Here is a 14,691-nt window from a genome sequence, read left to right on the forward strand (position 1 = left end):
ATATTCTTGTATTGTTGAAATAAATTGATAACAAATCTTTAGGTGAACATTATTTTTAATAAAATGTGTCTAATTTTATACTGCAAAGTTAATTACTTCAAATAAATTAATAAATTTAAGCCAGGAATTGTGCGTGATAACGTCCATAAGAGTAGAGTTATATAACCCACTCCTAAACTCCATTGGAACCACGCCAAGCTTGATATAATTCCAGGGAGACATTCATCGCGCAAACGAATGTCATTAAAACCTAATCGCATTAAATTGTTTAGGCTAAAGTCGTAGTAATTCAACCAATTCCACCGTTTGTCCCATAATATCGGCATGTATCTTTCACGAAATGATGGGTTTCTGGGAATTACTGGCAGGCGCCCAATTAACAAACGTAGCTGGCGTAATGTGCCATCTTCGGTAAAATAGGATACGTCCATTTGGTTGTGAAAACGTCCTATTTTGTAAAGTCGAGCTATTAGGGTTAAGGATATAGGTAATATTATTAATACTAAACACCCTAGTGTAAACCAAGGCTGTTCAGCGTTGCGAAAAATGGCAAGTAATCCGATAGATGTGAATATACAATAGGATGTTAGTATCCAGCTTGTTTCATAACATGTTGGAACTATTGGAACTGGACGCAGGCGCCTAAATTTATCGATAAGCCAATACAATAATCCAAAATATGCTATTACAATGCTGCCAACACCAAATACTAACCAAACTTGTGTACCGTAACCAGATAGTAATAACAAAACAGCAATAAATAGCCAATTCCATGCTGTTAATAACCATCCACCAAGTAATAAAGGTTGATCAACAATAATTTGGTCACGTATTTTGATATATGTTTCAATGTCAATTTCGGGTAGTTCTAATAGCTCGCTTTGGTTGCGAAATGCTTCTTTGTGACGATAGTTGAGAATAGCTTCTATTTGCAGTTGTGTTAAACCTAGACTTTTTAATTTTTCTGTAGAGGCTTTATTTATATTTGTGCCGAATAATCTCCGACTCAATTCTATAAACCGTAATTGTTGCTTAGTATATTCAAGTTGGTTAATATCGCTAATTTGTTGCAACGAGCGAAAATTTTGCATTAAATTCCGTAATACGTTTTGATTTCCTTGTAAAGAAGACACATAAAGCATTTTGCCTATTTCGCCAGGATTTCCTAAAATTTTGGCGCTATTTGAGTTAAACGCTAGTCCAGACACATTTAAATAAGCACTATGAGCAAAAATAGCGTCGCTGAAGTCAGCTATACTAAGTATGCTGGTGCCTCTTAATGTCACAGGTTGCTTAAATCTAGCTTCGCGAAATGTTACAGCTTGCTCGAATGCAACTTCTGTTAATAAAAGGAATTCATTAAAATCTGCTGCGGTAAACTGCACTTGACCAATAAAGCTACCTCTTGAAAAGTCAGCATTTCCTCCAAAGCGCGCGCGGTTAAACTTGACCAAAGACCGAAAACTGGTGTCTTTGAAGTTAACACTTTCTAAGAAACTGCTGTCTTGAAAATAAGTAGCTTCCTGAAATTGTGCTTGCTTAAAATCTACTTTGTCAAAAAATATACTATTAACTAGCAGAATGTCTTTACGAAAACTAGCGTTAGAAAAGCTGACAGTACGACTAAACCGTGCTTCTGTAAAATTTACAGATTGATTAAAAATGGCGCCTTGGGCATCAATTGGTTGGAGAAAAAATGTATTTGCAAATTGAACGGCGCCATTAAACCGTGTTTGCTGCATGATGAGTGCCGAGCGAAAAACGCTGATATCAGTCGATATATTTGGTTCTTGACGTAATAACGAACGACAATCTTTTGCACTTGGTAATCCTATAACGAGTGATTTTAGACATACCTCGCGCAGCTTGAGTAGCTGTTCTTGCTCACTGGGAGTAAAAGTTGGAGAAATTGCTTGGGGGTAAATTGTGGTTCGCAGTCCCAAGTCGCTACCGATAAAATCACCTTGAATTAACGAGTTACTTAAATCTAGACCGAAAGGTTTGGCGCCTGTTTTTTGTATTTCCTTTCGTAGCGTTTGATAAAATTCATCACGAAACGCGGAATTATCTGGTCGTAAATCTATCGTCATTTGCCGTAAATCTACGGTGAGACTCCCTTCACGCAAAATCGGGTTATTAAGTCGCTGTTGTAGTATTTCTAAGGTTAACGGTGTACGTTCTGGTTGTGATTGAGCTTGGGCAGTGGGTATAAAAAACAATGAAATAAAAAATAAAGTTGCGGTTAGCGCAAAGGTTATTAATGTAGAAAGTATTGAATTCCCAGTTAGAACCTGGGAATGATAACGGTCAAACAATGCGTAGTTAGTCAAGTGCGGTAATGTATCTTTTATTGTTCTGTCAGTAGAATAATTTTACCCGTGATTGACCCTGTTTCAAGTAACTGATGAGCTTTCGCTGCGTCGGACATGGGTAGTTGGTGACGCACGTCGATTTTTAGTTTACCTTCGTCTATCCAATTTGCACATTGTTCTAATATTTCGGCTTGATGCTGTTGTGCTTCTACCATTCCTTGTAACATTGGTGTGAGCATCAATTCTAAACCAATACGAAGATTGCGGTTACGCGCGACTTTCCAAACTGTATTTTTATCAGGTTCTAAAATTGTCACTACATCACCATATACTCTTACTGTTGGAAAAGATTTTTGTAAAGTTTCTCCACCAACGGTATCGAATGCTATATCTACTCCTTCTCCGTTCGTCCAGTCTAATACTGCTTGCACAAAATCAGTTTGCTTGTAGTTTATCGCCAAGTCGGCACCAAGTTGTTGAGTATAGCGTGCTTTTTCTGGTGAGCTAATTGTAGTGCAAACACTAGCGCCTTTAAGTTTTGCAAGCTGTATTGCCACATGTCCAACACCACCTGCACCAGCATGAATTAATACTCGTTCACTTGGCGCAAGTCTTGCCCGTTCATACAAAGCTTCCCAAGCTGTAATTAATACTAAAGGCGCCGCAGCAGCTTCTGCAAAGGTAGCATGTTTAGGTTTACGCGCGGCTAACCGTTCGTCTATTGTTGTATATTCAGCGTAATTACCCTGATGTCCACCCAAGCCACCATTACAAAAATATATCTCATCGCCCACGCGAAACTTTGTTACATTGGCGCCTACTTCTTCAATAATACCCGCACCATCACAACCTAAAACAGCAGGCATTTTATCAGGGAAGAAAGTACCGCGACCCCTAAGTTTAGTATCAATAGGGTTAACACCAGCAGCTTTTAGCTTAACTAACAGTTCGCTACGACCTGGAGAAGGTAATGGTAAATCTTGTAATTGCAGTACATCCGGATTACCAGGTGCAGTCATCACAACAGCTTTCATAATTTTCCCCAAAAATGCACACCACGTGTAACTGTAGCACAGGCATCTCGCCTGTGAAGTGGTCAGGCGGGACACCTAACCTACGGTGAAAAATATTTTGGTTCTTTTTAGTTTGATCAAAGGATAATGTATTTTTTTATGTAAGAAATAAAATTTACTGTTAAGAAATAATAATATAATAGCTGCTACTTGATAACAGATGTTTATGGCTTCCTGAGAGCTAACCACAAAACATTACGAATTGTAACAATATTGGTTGAAGAAGGGATAATCAAGCTTGGCGCCATCGTGTATAAGTATATCGTTCTGTTTCGTCTTGGTTCTACGTAGATTATCAAGTTAAAAAAATATGTCGATTTTCTAGGCGTTACGCTTTAGAATTCTGAATGAATTTTAAATTTATATTTGAGGTCGGGCAAGTTGTATGAGCAGTTCCAGCGAACCTAGAGCAAACTTTCAAGAGTTTTTTAACCCAAAGGCAGTAAAAATACTTATTGCTATTGCTTTAAGCTTGCCTGTGTTTGTGCTTAGTTATATGTTACTTATACAACCATTGGGACGTTTAGCGCTTCCTCCAGAACAATGTCAGTTAAAAAAGTGGAATTTACCTCAATCTGCTAAACAAGCTAAAAGTCAACCAGGTACACCAAGTACATCAAGGCGCCCAGTACTTGTTGCTAGACCGTATGTTACATGTTGCGAAGGTGATGCTTCGTGTCTTGATAATCAAATTTGGGGTGAAAACGAACCAATTAAAGACCAAAAAGGTTTAATAGCGTCGATAGACCAAAGTTTAAAGTACTTACAAACTCCTTTGGCTGAGGCCGCATATAAAGATTATCCGGTAGCTTCCATTACGCGCGCTCGTGTGATTGCTAGCTTACAGCGGTTTCGACAGTTGGTACAAACGAGTAAATCTGCCAAAGAACTTAGTACAGCAGTCAGAAAAGAGTTTGTTGTTTATCAATCTATAGGTAGTGATAAAAAGGGAGGTGTGCTGTTTACCTCTTATTATGAACCAGTATATGAAGCTAGTCGTGTTCCCACTGCTGAATTTCGTTACCCTATTTATCGTAAACCACCTGACCTCGAATCATGGCAAAGACCTCATCCAAAACGTGTTGACTTAGAAGGAGCAGATGGTTTACAAGCTTCTAGAAGTAAATTACGTGGGTTAGAAATTTTTTGGTTCCGCGACCGTCTTGAACCTTATATGATGCAAATACAAGGTTCTGCAAAACTCCAACTGACTGATGGTACTGAAACTACGGTTGGTTATGCAGCCAGCATTGCTCAAAATTATAAAAGCATTGGTAAGGCACTTGCTGACGATGAAAAATTACCCTTAGAGGGTATGACAATGCCAAAGATTTTGGATTATTTTCATAAGTATCCACAAGAATTAAATGTGTATATCCCGCGTGACCCTAGCTTTGTATTCTTTAAGGAAAATCATGGTGTTACCGCAACTGGTTCGACTCAAGTTACTCTTACTACTGACCGTTCGATTGCTACCGATAAATCACTTATGCCACCAGGCGCCTTAGCTTTAATTCGTGCGTATCTTCCGTTTCCTAATACTCAAGGTCAAATGGAACACCGTGTCGTCAGTCGTTATGTACTCGATCAAGATGCTGGTGGCGCCATCAAAGGTGCTGGTAGGGTTGATTATTTTGTAGGTGCAGGTAAGGTTGCAGGCGAACGCGCAGGTGTTACCGTTGGTCAAGGACAATTATTTTATTTAATGCTTAAACCTAAAACTTAAGTAACAAATCAAACAATGCTAGTACTATAACAAAATATCTGATATGTTCTTCACATTTTTGTTGTTATCCAACCTGCATAAAATCTTTGATTCAACATAGTTATTATTACTAAGAAAGGAACTGAAGTAGATATACTTCGTCGAATATTCTTAGTATTAGTAACCAAGAGCGTAGTTCTTTTGTCTTTTCAGATTGACAAAAGCCAATAAATATGTAGATGCTTGGATGTAAATAATTCGTGGCGCCAATCTGTAATAAGTTCTTTTGGATTTGTAGATAAATCGTATGTAGGAACCTCTCTGGCATTGAAAATTATCAATGCTGTCTGAAACATAATAAACGTGTTAGTATTTAAATCGGGAGAATTATACAGTGATTGGAATATTAGTTGATGCTGATTTAATACTCGAAGTACTGATGAATAGAAATCAGCTATTAGAAGATATTAGTGAATTATTTGATCAAAAACAACCTTTAATTAAAATGTACGTTACAGATTTTGGATGGCAAAAGATATGCGCCTATGCAAGTAGATTTCAGAATTCACAAATAGCCCAATTAGTTATTGATTGGTTAAAAGAAAAAATTAGTATTTGTGCAGTTGATAAAAATGTCCTCCAGCAAGCACGTTTGTCACCAATTCAAGATTTTGAATCAGCAGTGGAATATGCGTGTGCTACGTATCAAGAATTCTACGCAATTGTAACTCACCGATACCAGGACTTTATTACTGCACCAAATAATTTTGTAATCTGGTCTGTATCTGACCTACAAACCCGAACATCACTTGAAGAACAGTTTCGCTCCACTGCCTATTCCAGTAAAACTGAAAAATATTCTTACTGAGAAGCAAAAAAACGGGTAAAGGAAAATAAAATAGCTGCAATCCCTTGTGTGATAAGGTTTGTAGATAAATGTGAACCACGGTTCACAAACTTAACGTAGCATAGGCGTCTCGCCTGTGCTACAAATCAAGTTTACTTTCAGATTCCCGACTTCGCATTCCGGAGTCGGGAATCTTACCATTAAGGTTAATTAAAATTTTGGATAGGCAGGTACATCAACTTGTACAGGTACATTGACTTTAATTGGTGGCATATTAATACCAGTAGGATTATCGCCACCGCTAACGTATTGAGAACTGTTACGGTTTTGATTCACTGAACCTGCACCTGTATATACTTGAACACCAGTATTTGTTGCACTATTGTTGTAGCAATCATTGCTTGCTTGTTGATTAACGTTATTGTTTTGACGAGCAACGCTGTCTTTACCGTGAATTGCAACTTGTACACCAACATCTGTAAGAACGCAAACCGCACTAGCTTTAGAAGTTAAACCAGGAATAAAGGTTGAGATAGCAGAAAATGAAAGCGCGCTAAGTGCAATTAATTTTAGTTTCATCGTTAATTTCCTTGTTAATTTGTCTGTTTCTTGTTTTAGGTAAGTAGTAACCGTTCAGGTGGCGCCAACTAAATTAAAGAAAGCATTAGCTACAGATAGTTGTAGTGCTACTGGTAAAAATTCGATTGTTTCCAGTAGACGAGCTTCTACGCTGTGTGACATTACGGCACTTCATATTGTTTGTCCGATTGTTTGTCCGATTCACACGCACTCGACGATTTTTATTAATATTTGGGTTTACAATTGGATTTACAATTACAGGTGATACAGGCGCCGTTCTAATAAAAACACCACCATTCGCATCAAGCAACATATCAACATTGCCCGTTTGAATTTCTACATCACTAGCATTTGCCATTCCAGCAGGTAATGCAACCATTGCAGCAATAGCAAGCGAAAACATCATTTTTTTGGCAGGCATGGCGTTCATCCTCAACTAATTAAAGAGTGATGAGTGCGCTCGTTCTGAGTGCTGAGTAAAGTTAGAGGTTCGTAGTTCAATACTCAGCACTCAGCACTTTCTACTCAGCACTCACTAATAGCAGTATTTTGATGCGTTAACTTGGTTTTGAACTGTTCTTTGTAAGGCATCGATATCAACTTTGTTGTTGTAGCCGTTAACAAGAGCAACTTGGTTTAAGTTATTTGCAGAACTTTGAGTTTGATTTCCTCCGTAACAGGCGCCTGACTGAAACTGGTTCTGGTTATTAATTTGTGTACCGCTTGTTTTAGTGGAGTTACCAGAACCGTTAATAACGGTAACTTGATTCATTGTGTTGTCTGAACCTTGGCTTTGGTTTGCTAATGCTGCGCTAGGAGCTATAATCAGAGCAGCTGCTAGAAAACCAAAGGTGCAGATTTTATTCTTCACCATTTTTCTAGACCTAATTAGTTGTGTGTTGCTGGTGTCGAGTTAAGTAAGTCAAAACGTCTATTAACTCGACTAACCAGCTTTTTAAATTACGCTATGTCTTGCTGGCTAATTATTCGCTCTTACGGAAAATAAGGGAAGGAACAGTTAGCATTTTGATTTTGAATAGTGCGTGCTGAGTTGGAAATACCGCTTATATTACCGAAGCCAACATTTCCAGTACTAATACCTGTGTTTGCAGCAGAACCTTGTGTTTGATTGCCAGAAGCGCAGAAAGGGTTACTGTTTTTTCCTTGATACTGGTCTGTATACGTACTACTGCTAATCCCGCTAACGTTTCCTGTACCAACGTTACCTGTTGTGATTCGGGTGTTACTTACGCTGCCTTGATTTTGGTCTGCTAACGCAGCAGGTGCCATTGCTAGAGCAGCAAGTACACCAAGAGCAAAAGATTTCTTCAACATAATTTTTATTCCTTTTTCAGTGTTTCTTAGTATTTCTTAGATTGAATTGAATAAATCTGAATTTAAATCGAGAATTGAGGCGCCTTGAAATAAACATTCATGTGAAACTTCATATGAAATTTATAGTCCATGAACGTTTATTCTTGTACAGCGCCCTATTCTCTAGACCCGCTTACCAAGAGCAACCAGCGCTTTGAGCTTGATTTGTATTGGCAGAGTTAACAATACCGTTAACGTTACCTAAACCGACGTTTGCCGCGTTAATGGCTGCGCCTGCTACGCTGCCTTGAATTTGATTACCTGAAGTGCAGAATGGGCTTTTATATTTACCTTGGTATTGACCAACACTGGTATTGTTATTAACGGCGTTAACGTTTCCTGTGCCTACGTTGCCAGTTGTAATTTGGTTGTCAATTGTACTGCCTTGAATTTGGTCTGCGAATGCAGCAGGCACCATTGCAAAAGCAGCTAGTACACCGAGAGCAAAAGATTTCTTCAACATGTTTTTAGTCCTTGTTAGTTGTGTGTTTTAGTTGTTTGTTGAATAAATGCTATTAGAGATTAATGGCGCCTGTTATCGGCAACCATAAGCATACTGAGATTGGCTAGTGTTAGCTGAGTTAGCAATACCATTGACATTACCTAAACCTACGTTTGCTGCTGCAATCGCATTATTTGCTACGCTTCCTTGTACTTGGTTGCCAGTCGAACAGAAAGGATTACTGTACTTCGATTGGTTTTGGTTGACAGTAGTGCTGTTGACGATGCCCGAAACGTTACCTGTACCAACGTTACCCGATTGAATATCTGTAGTAATTACGCTTCCTTGAACTTGATCCCCTGCAAACGCAGCTGGCGCCATTGCAAAAGCAGCTAATACACCTAAAGCAAAAGACTTCTTCAACATGATTTATAAACCTCATTAATTGTGTGTTTTTGATTCACCTAATTGATTTAGCTAAATATATTAGGTGTAGAAAGGCAAAAAAAAGCATTTTCAATTTCATACCCAATAGTCATCAGGGATAGGAATTTGAGCAGCTATAACCTTGAGATTGAGTGACTTAACAATAGCATTTTTCAGTATTATTACTGTTTCAATGCAGTGTTTTCCTCGCTAAGAATAATTCAAGCTACAGTATTAACTCGTATTATTCCGGATGGGTCAGAAGTTAGTATGACTTATTTTGTGTAACTAAATACGTTATCAACTTCTTCCCTTACACTACTTACTGCCTTGATTTAATCAATCGAGCGTAAGTAGCTGATAAGAACTCACTCAGTTCAATCAGCGTGTGTGTTCTCTATACCTAATATTTTTAACCTAAATTTTTAAGGCTGTCAAGGTCTTGGTTAAAATTTTTGGGCGTAATTTCTTTTTGGTGTTACGATAAACGACTAGTAAGTTTAGACAATGAGTGCTGTAACTGTGAAACGGAAAGCAAAACCAAGGATAGCGACATTACGCGAAAGGGCTGGCTTGACTCAGTTAGAGTTGTCCCGTCTTGTCGGTGTTACCGAAAGTACGATTCAAAACTGGGAAAGCGGAAGGACTGGCGCCGACCATATTGAGCGGATAGTAAAATTTTGTAAAGCGCTTAATTGCCAAGTTGAGGATTTAATTGAGTATGTAAGCGACTCATCCGACGAGAAGGTAGCGATACCGAGTTCGTTGAATGACATCCGTAGCCTTTTAGGAACCGAACAACCGATAGGTGCCGACTCGAAGCAGGAAAATACTGCTGAAGGAGTGGGACTTAGGGAATAAATAGATTTTAGATTTTAGATTTTAGATTTTAGATTTATTCCTAAATCCAAAATCTAAAATCCAAAATTGTTTCAGCTTGAAACATTATGCAGGGTATTAATAGTAACAAACTCATAGCCTCGTTCTAGTAACTTGGGTATTAAAGCTGCTGTAGTTTCGGCGACATCCTCACCCCCAAAGTAGCCATCGTGCAGAACTATAATAGAGCCATTTTGAACTTGGCTTAGTACACGCTGAAGTACTGTGTTAACACCAGGTCGTACCCAGTCTTCTGGTACAACGCTCCACATAACTGGGCGGTAATTCCACTGTTTTAATAGTTTTAAAGTGTTAGGAGTAAAAAAACCATTTGGTGGTCTAACATCACGAAGTAATTCTGGTGCTATATTACAGGCACTCTGGATAGCTGCTTGCGTTTTCTCCAAACTATCTTTAAGTTCGGCTGGCGAGAGCATTGGAAAATTGCGATGGTCATAACCGTGTAAACCTATCCAGTGGTTACGACTGTATATCATCTTAGCTACTTGCGGCGCCCGTTCTACACAAACACCTAACCAAAAGAAGCTAGCAGGAATTTTGTAATGGTCTAAAACAGCAAGTAACTGCGGTGTGTACGTCCGATGAGGACCATCATCGAAAGTGAGAGCAACTTTTTTACAATTCTTGTCACCCGTCCAAAGGCAGTTAGGAAAACTTGGTTGGAGAACACGATAGATAAAAGGATACAAGGGTGCAAACTGCAACATTGAATAAAAATTAATAGAACAAGCTTATTAAAACTCTAGCAAATATTTTCACAGATGTAGGAGTGTCAATTTTACTACACTGATAATAAACATGTTTTAAATTTTAATTCTTGTACATAATTATATAGAATATATAGAACAAGTTATATATTTTGGCTTATAATATACTCAGCTAACTTATAGATGCTTTTTATTTAGGTGATGATATAGCTACATAAGCTTTAAAGCGATATTTTTTACTGATTGCGTTTCTGAGAAAATTAATAAGTTATTTAAAGATAATTACAAAAAGGTGGAAAATACCTAAATTTATGCAGTAGAATAAAAAACTTCCGAGTAAATAGTATTTTTCACAACTGCATGAAATGAACAAAAACTGTAACATCTCCCGGCGCCGTATTGCTCCTGCTGTTAAGGAAGTACACACTTCGGTAAAAGGGAGGGCTAGGTATAAAGTTAATGGTCTTCAGGGTTCAAATGCTCTTAAGAAATACCTAGAGTTGAGATTGTCAGAATACAATGATATTTGTTGTGCTTCTGCCAACCCAGTCACAGGAAATATGCTGGTGACGTATAAACCAGCGCGCAGTTCGTCGGGTCTTGCATCGCTGATTGAAAATCTAGTTTTTGAATACCAAAAACAAAATAAAAATTCTGTCATCTTGGTAACGAAAAAAATCCACCAAGCTAACAAGAGAACGAAGAAGTCACGCGAGATTACCGAAACCAAAGCGCAAGAGATAGCACCTTGGCACGTATATTCTGCTGATACGGTAATTGCCCAGTTACAAACATCAGATGTATCAGGTTTATCAAGTGACTTAGCTGCTCGCAAACTCAAAAAGTACGGTTTGAACACCCTGCCGCAAGCGAAAGCGCGTTCTGGGTTAAGTATGTTTGTTGACCAGTTTAAATCACTACCTGTAGGGCTTTTAGCAGTTGCCGCTGGGGTATCTGTGGCTACGGGTGGGTTACTGGATGCTGCTGTAATCATGGGAGTGGTCGTTATCAATGCAGGAATTGGGTTTGCAACTGAAAGCAATTCTGAAAGGATAATTCGCTCGCTTCAAAACATAGTTAAGCCGACGGCAGTAGTTATTCGTGACGGTAACAGTGTTGAAATAAGTGCCCAAGAAATCGTCCGAGGCGATATTATAGTTCTCAAACCTGGTAGCTATGTACCATCAGATGCACGTTTAATTGAAGCTGAACGCCTAAGTATTGATGAGTCGGCATTAACAGGTGAAAGTATGCCTGTTGGTAAGTCTACCGCAGTTCTCGAAAGTGAAAAGGTAGCTTTAGGTGACCGGGTAAACATGGTTTACATGGGTACTTTGGTGACAGGGGGACAAGGAAAAGCGGTAGTTGTTGCAACGGGCAAATATACCGAGATGGGTAAAATTCAGGCGATGCTTGGTGAAGCTTCGACACCTGAAACCCCAATGGAAAAACAACTCGACCAAGCAGGAAGTCAGCTTGTTGTAATTAGTGGCGCCATTTGTGCAGTTGTATTTGGCATTGGTTTGTTGCGCGGTAATAGCGTGCTGCAAATGCTCAAGTCAACAATTTCCTTGGCTGTAGCAGCAGTACCAGAAGGACTACCAACGGTGGCAACGACTACATTAGCGCTTGGTATCGCTAACATGCGGAAGCATAACGTACTAATTCGGCGCCTTGATGCTGTAGAAACGTTGGGTTCTGTACAAACTATCTGTATGGACAAGACTGGCACCATTACAGCTAACCGGATGACGGTTGTTGAGTTGTATGCAGATAGTAGATGTATTGATGTTGCTGATGACAAGTTACGTGTTGGGGATGAGTCTATTAACCCTTATAGCAACGAGCAAGTGCTGAAGTTAATGCATATTTTGGTGCTTTGTAACGAAAGCATTATCGAGGAAGGAAAATCAGAACCGAACAAAGCAAACAATTACACCGTAAAAGGTTCTTCAACAGAAAATGCGCTGATCGACTTAGCAATAAATGCTGGGGTTAACGTAAACAGTCTGCGCGAAAATTATCCGTTGCAGAAAATTAGTCACCGTTCGCAAGCGCGTAATTACATGGTGACGCTGCACAATACACCTGACAATAATCAAAAACTCGTTGCAGTTAAAGGCAGTCCATCCGAAGTATTAGCGCTTTGTAGTCATCAACTCAAAAACGGTCAGCAAATACCTTTAACTGATGCTGATAGACAATTAATTGAGAATGATAACGAGGATATGGCAGGTAAAGCACTGCGTGTTCTTGGAGTTGCTTATTTAATTCAAGAGTCGGATGAGATCAATGCCGACAGTGAGTTAATTTGGCTAGGACTAGTGGGAATGGCAGACCCCATCCGTAAAGGTGTGAAGGAACTAATGGGAGGTTTCCACGCTGCTGGTATCAATACCGTAATGATTACTGGCGACCAAAGTCCAACCGCTTATGCTATTGGTAAAGAATTAAATCTTAGCCAGGGCAAACAGTTAGAAATTCTCGACTCAACCCACCTCGAACAAGTTGACCCAGAAGTAGTTAAAGGACTCTGCGACAGAGTAAACGTTTTCGCGCGTATTAGTCCCGCAAACAAACTCCAAATCGTCCAAGCACAACAAAACGCAGGTAAAATTGTTGCAATGACGGGGGATGGAATTAACGATGCTCCCGCGCTCAAAGCTGCTAACGTCGGTATTGCAATGGGGCATAGTGGTACTGATGTTGCCCGTGAAGTTGCGGATATCATCCTCGAAGACGACAACTTGGAAACCATGATTATAGCTGTTAGTCATGGACGCACAATCTACAACAACATTCGTAAATCTGTTCACTTTTTATTATCAACCAACACCAGTGAAATTATAGTGATGCTCGCGGCTACTGCTGCTGGTATTGGTGAACCAATGACAGCCATGCAGTTACTATGGTTGAACTTAGTGACAGATATCTTCCCTGCGCTCGGACTTGCAATGGAAGCTCCAGAACCAGATGTATTACTGGCGCCACCGCGTGACCCCTCGGAACCAATTATCAAAAATTCCGACTTCCGACGCATCGTTGGCGAGTCAGCGATAATGTCAGCAAGTGCTTTGGGCGCCTATGGTTATGCTATCAACCGTTACGGTATTGGAGCTACTGCTAGCACCATCGGCTTTATGAGCTTAACAATGGCACAGTTAATGTACGCTCTAAGCTGCCGTTCGCAAACCCACAGCATATTTAGCGGTAAGATATTACCACAAAACAAGTACTTGAATATTGCTTTGGGTGGTTCGTTCGCGTTACAAATTGCTGCTGCTACCGTACCTGGACTCAAAGGATTGTTGCAAATCGCACCAATTAACCTAGTAGATATGGTGGTTATTGGCGCCAGTGCTGTACTTCCTTTCTTGGTTAATGAGGGTCGAAAAGAATTTGTATCGCGTGACCGCAAAAACGAAGGCAAATATATTACAATTTTGCCCGATAGCGAAGACAAATCGAATTATACATTCACACCTACCAAAGAACGTGAGTATGTTATCACACGTAGCATAGGCGTCTCGCCTGTGTAGTCACATAGTTGCTCCCCCCAACCCCCCTTAATAAGGGGGGTTGGGGGGATTTAATTGTGCAAGATTTATTTCTGACATACACGACGCGCGCGAAAGTTTAAGACAGCAATCAATAACAGATATTAAATCGCTAAGTGGGATAGGAACTTGAGGAGAAAAAGTATTACTCGCGATATCGTTTAATACTTCAGGTGTTGCAATATTTCCAGGGTTAATTACTGTAAAACCAATCCCAGTGTTACTAAGTTCAATCTGTAACGCTTGTGCGGCGCCACGTAGTCCAAATTTAGAAGCTGTATTCGCTACTTCTCTTGATGCTTGATTATCTAGACCTGATAATGAGCCAATAAAAATTACTTTTGGTGCCTGAGATTTTTTCAAAGACGATATTAATCCTTTTGTTAGTTTAACAGGAGCTATAAGATTAACAGCGATTACATGGTCAATTTCTTCATCACTACTATTGATAAAATTATAATCGCTGGTGAAGGCGCCTTTTTCCCAAGTTCCCCCAAGAAACAAAAGCGCATCTAAAGGACTACTATCAAAAGCTGTAACAACTTTGTCAATACCTTCCTGCTTTGAAATATCAGCTTCAATCCACTTTCCATATTTTGATGCATTTCTCGAAACACACACCAGGTTATCTACTTTGTTGTGGTAATGTTCTGCTACTGCAAGACCTATCCCACGACTACCACCAATAATCAGTATATTTTCTGCCATAAGCGCAAGTTTTATCTAAATTTTTCTAGATTTTACACTACTAGCCTTTTTCATTTTTCAT

General features: G+C 39.4%; 14 protein-coding genes. 4 read left to right on the forward strand and 10 right to left on the reverse strand.

Translation table 11 applies throughout. The features are described 5' to 3' along the window. Positions 1–92: 92 nt before the first annotated feature. Positions 93–2,273 (reverse strand): pentapeptide repeat-containing protein, encoded by a 2,181-nt coding sequence (locus AC2JBO_RS04030; RefSeq protein WP_496952389.1) that lies wholly within the window; start codon positions 2,271–2,273, stop codon positions 93–95. 74 nt (positions 2,274–2,347) lie between these two features. Next, on the reverse strand, positions 2,348–3,346 hold the full coding sequence (locus AC2JBO_RS04035; protein ID WP_496952340.1) for a zinc-dependent alcohol dehydrogenase family protein: 999 nt from the start codon (positions 3,344–3,346) through the stop codon (positions 2,348–2,350). Positions 3,347–3,770: 424 nt separating this feature from the next. Between AC2JBO_RS04035 and mltA the strand changes: the two genes are divergently transcribed. Together mltA and AC2JBO_RS04045 are read left to right on the forward strand one after the other, a co-directional pair. Then, positions 3,771–5,111, forward strand: coding sequence for a murein transglycosylase A (gene mltA, locus AC2JBO_RS04040; protein WP_496952341.1), 1,341 nt, complete (start codon positions 3,771–3,773; stop codon positions 5,109–5,111). A 373-nt stretch (positions 5,112–5,484) separates the two neighbouring features. Further along, a complete protein-coding gene (locus tag AC2JBO_RS04045) occupies positions 5,485–5,958 on the forward strand; it encodes a hypothetical protein (RefSeq protein ID WP_496952342.1) in 474 nt (157 codons plus the stop codon). A 189-nt stretch (positions 5,959–6,147) separates the two neighbouring features. Here the strand turns inward: AC2JBO_RS04045 and AC2JBO_RS04050 are convergent, their stop codons facing one another. The 6 genes from AC2JBO_RS04050 to AC2JBO_RS04075 all read right to left on the reverse strand — a co-directional run bounded on the left by AC2JBO_RS04050 (position 6,148) and on the right by AC2JBO_RS04075 (position 8,758). Next, on the reverse strand, positions 6,148–6,516 hold the full coding sequence (locus AC2JBO_RS04050) for a hypothetical protein (RefSeq protein ID WP_496952343.1): 369 nt from the start codon (positions 6,514–6,516) through the stop codon (positions 6,148–6,150). A gap of 85 nt (positions 6,517–6,601) precedes the next feature. Next, positions 6,602–6,937 carry a hypothetical protein gene (locus AC2JBO_RS04055; RefSeq protein WP_496952344.1) on the reverse strand — a complete coding sequence of 112 codons (336 nt, stop codon included), beginning with the start codon at positions 6,935–6,937 and terminating at the stop codon, positions 6,602–6,604. 114 nt (positions 6,938–7,051) lie between these two features. Further along, complete coding sequence (locus AC2JBO_RS04060) at positions 7,052–7,390, reverse strand: hypothetical protein (RefSeq protein WP_496952345.1); 339 nt, start codon at positions 7,388–7,390, stop codon at positions 7,052–7,054. A gap of 119 nt (positions 7,391–7,509) precedes the next feature. Beyond that, positions 7,510–7,851 carry a hypothetical protein gene (locus tag AC2JBO_RS04065; protein ID WP_496952346.1) on the reverse strand — a complete coding sequence of 114 codons (342 nt, stop codon included), beginning with the start codon at positions 7,849–7,851 and terminating at the stop codon, positions 7,510–7,512. Between the two features lie 172 nt (positions 7,852–8,023). Further along, complete coding sequence (locus AC2JBO_RS04070) at positions 8,024–8,353, reverse strand: hypothetical protein (protein ID WP_496952347.1); 330 nt, start codon at positions 8,351–8,353, stop codon at positions 8,024–8,026. Between the two features lie 72 nt (positions 8,354–8,425). After that, positions 8,426–8,758, reverse strand: a complete 333-nt coding sequence (locus AC2JBO_RS04075; protein WP_496952348.1) for a hypothetical protein — start codon at positions 8,756–8,758, stop codon at positions 8,426–8,428. A gap of 522 nt (positions 8,759–9,280) precedes the next feature. Here AC2JBO_RS04075 and AC2JBO_RS04080 point away from each other — a divergent pair. Continuing rightward, complete coding sequence (locus AC2JBO_RS04080; RefSeq protein ID WP_496952390.1) at positions 9,281–9,619, forward strand: helix-turn-helix transcriptional regulator; 339 nt, start codon at positions 9,281–9,283, stop codon at positions 9,617–9,619. 71 nt (positions 9,620–9,690) lie between these two features. Here AC2JBO_RS04080 and AC2JBO_RS04085 read toward each other — a convergent pair whose 3' ends face one another. Further along, positions 9,691–10,362, reverse strand: a complete 672-nt coding sequence (locus AC2JBO_RS04085) for a polysaccharide deacetylase family protein (protein ID WP_496952391.1) — start codon at positions 10,360–10,362, stop codon at positions 9,691–9,693. 368 nt (positions 10,363–10,730) lie between these two features. On the opposite strand from AC2JBO_RS04085, the gene AC2JBO_RS04090 reads away from it, so the two are divergent. Further along, a complete protein-coding gene (locus AC2JBO_RS04090; RefSeq protein WP_496952349.1) occupies positions 10,731–13,904 on the forward strand; it encodes a cation-translocating P-type ATPase in 3,174 nt (1,057 codons plus the stop codon). 27 nt (positions 13,905–13,931) lie between these two features. Here the strand turns inward: AC2JBO_RS04090 and AC2JBO_RS04095 are convergent, their stop codons facing one another. Next, the gene (locus AC2JBO_RS04095; RefSeq protein ID WP_496952350.1) at positions 13,932–14,630 is read right to left on the reverse strand and encodes an SDR family NAD(P)-dependent oxidoreductase; all 699 of its coding nucleotides are present in this window, start codon (positions 14,628–14,630) and stop codon (positions 13,932–13,934) included. Positions 14,631–14,691 lie beyond the last annotated feature (61 nt).

The organism is Calothrix sp. CBUCES-K 9914, from assembly GCF_059640475.1.

What these genes read in the sequence shown, in the direction of transcription:
- AC2JBO_RS04035 (WP_496952340.1), bottom strand. Translation starts at nt 3,346, where the DNA reads ATGAAAGCTGTTGTGATGACTGCACCTGGTAATCCGGATGTACTGCAA.
- mltA (WP_496952341.1), top strand. Translation starts at nt 3,771, where the DNA reads ATGAGCAGTTCCAGCGAACCTAGAGCAAACTTTCAAGAGTTTTTTAAC.
- AC2JBO_RS04050 (WP_496952343.1), bottom strand. Translation starts at nt 6,516, where the DNA reads ATGAAACTAAAATTAATTGCACTTAGCGCGCTTTCATTTTCTGCTATC.
- AC2JBO_RS04055 (WP_496952344.1), bottom strand. Translation starts at nt 6,937, where the DNA reads ATGCCTGCCAAAAAAATGATGTTTTCGCTTGCTATTGCTGCAATGGTT.
- AC2JBO_RS04060 (WP_496952345.1), bottom strand. Translation starts at nt 7,390, where the DNA reads ATGGTGAAGAATAAAATCTGCACCTTTGGTTTTCTAGCAGCTGCTCTG.
- AC2JBO_RS04065 (WP_496952346.1), bottom strand. Translation starts at nt 7,851, where the DNA reads ATGTTGAAGAAATCTTTTGCTCTTGGTGTACTTGCTGCTCTAGCAATG.
- AC2JBO_RS04070 (WP_496952347.1), bottom strand. Translation starts at nt 8,353, where the DNA reads ATGTTGAAGAAATCTTTTGCTCTCGGTGTACTAGCTGCTTTTGCAATG.
- AC2JBO_RS04075 (WP_496952348.1), bottom strand. Translation starts at nt 8,758, where the DNA reads ATGTTGAAGAAGTCTTTTGCTTTAGGTGTATTAGCTGCTTTTGCAATG.
- AC2JBO_RS04090 (WP_496952349.1), top strand. Translation starts at nt 10,731, where the DNA reads ATGAACAAAAACTGTAACATCTCCCGGCGCCGTATTGCTCCTGCTGTT.
- AC2JBO_RS04095 (WP_496952350.1), bottom strand. Translation starts at nt 14,630, where the DNA reads ATGGCAGAAAATATACTGATTATTGGTGGTAGTCGTGGGATAGGTCTT.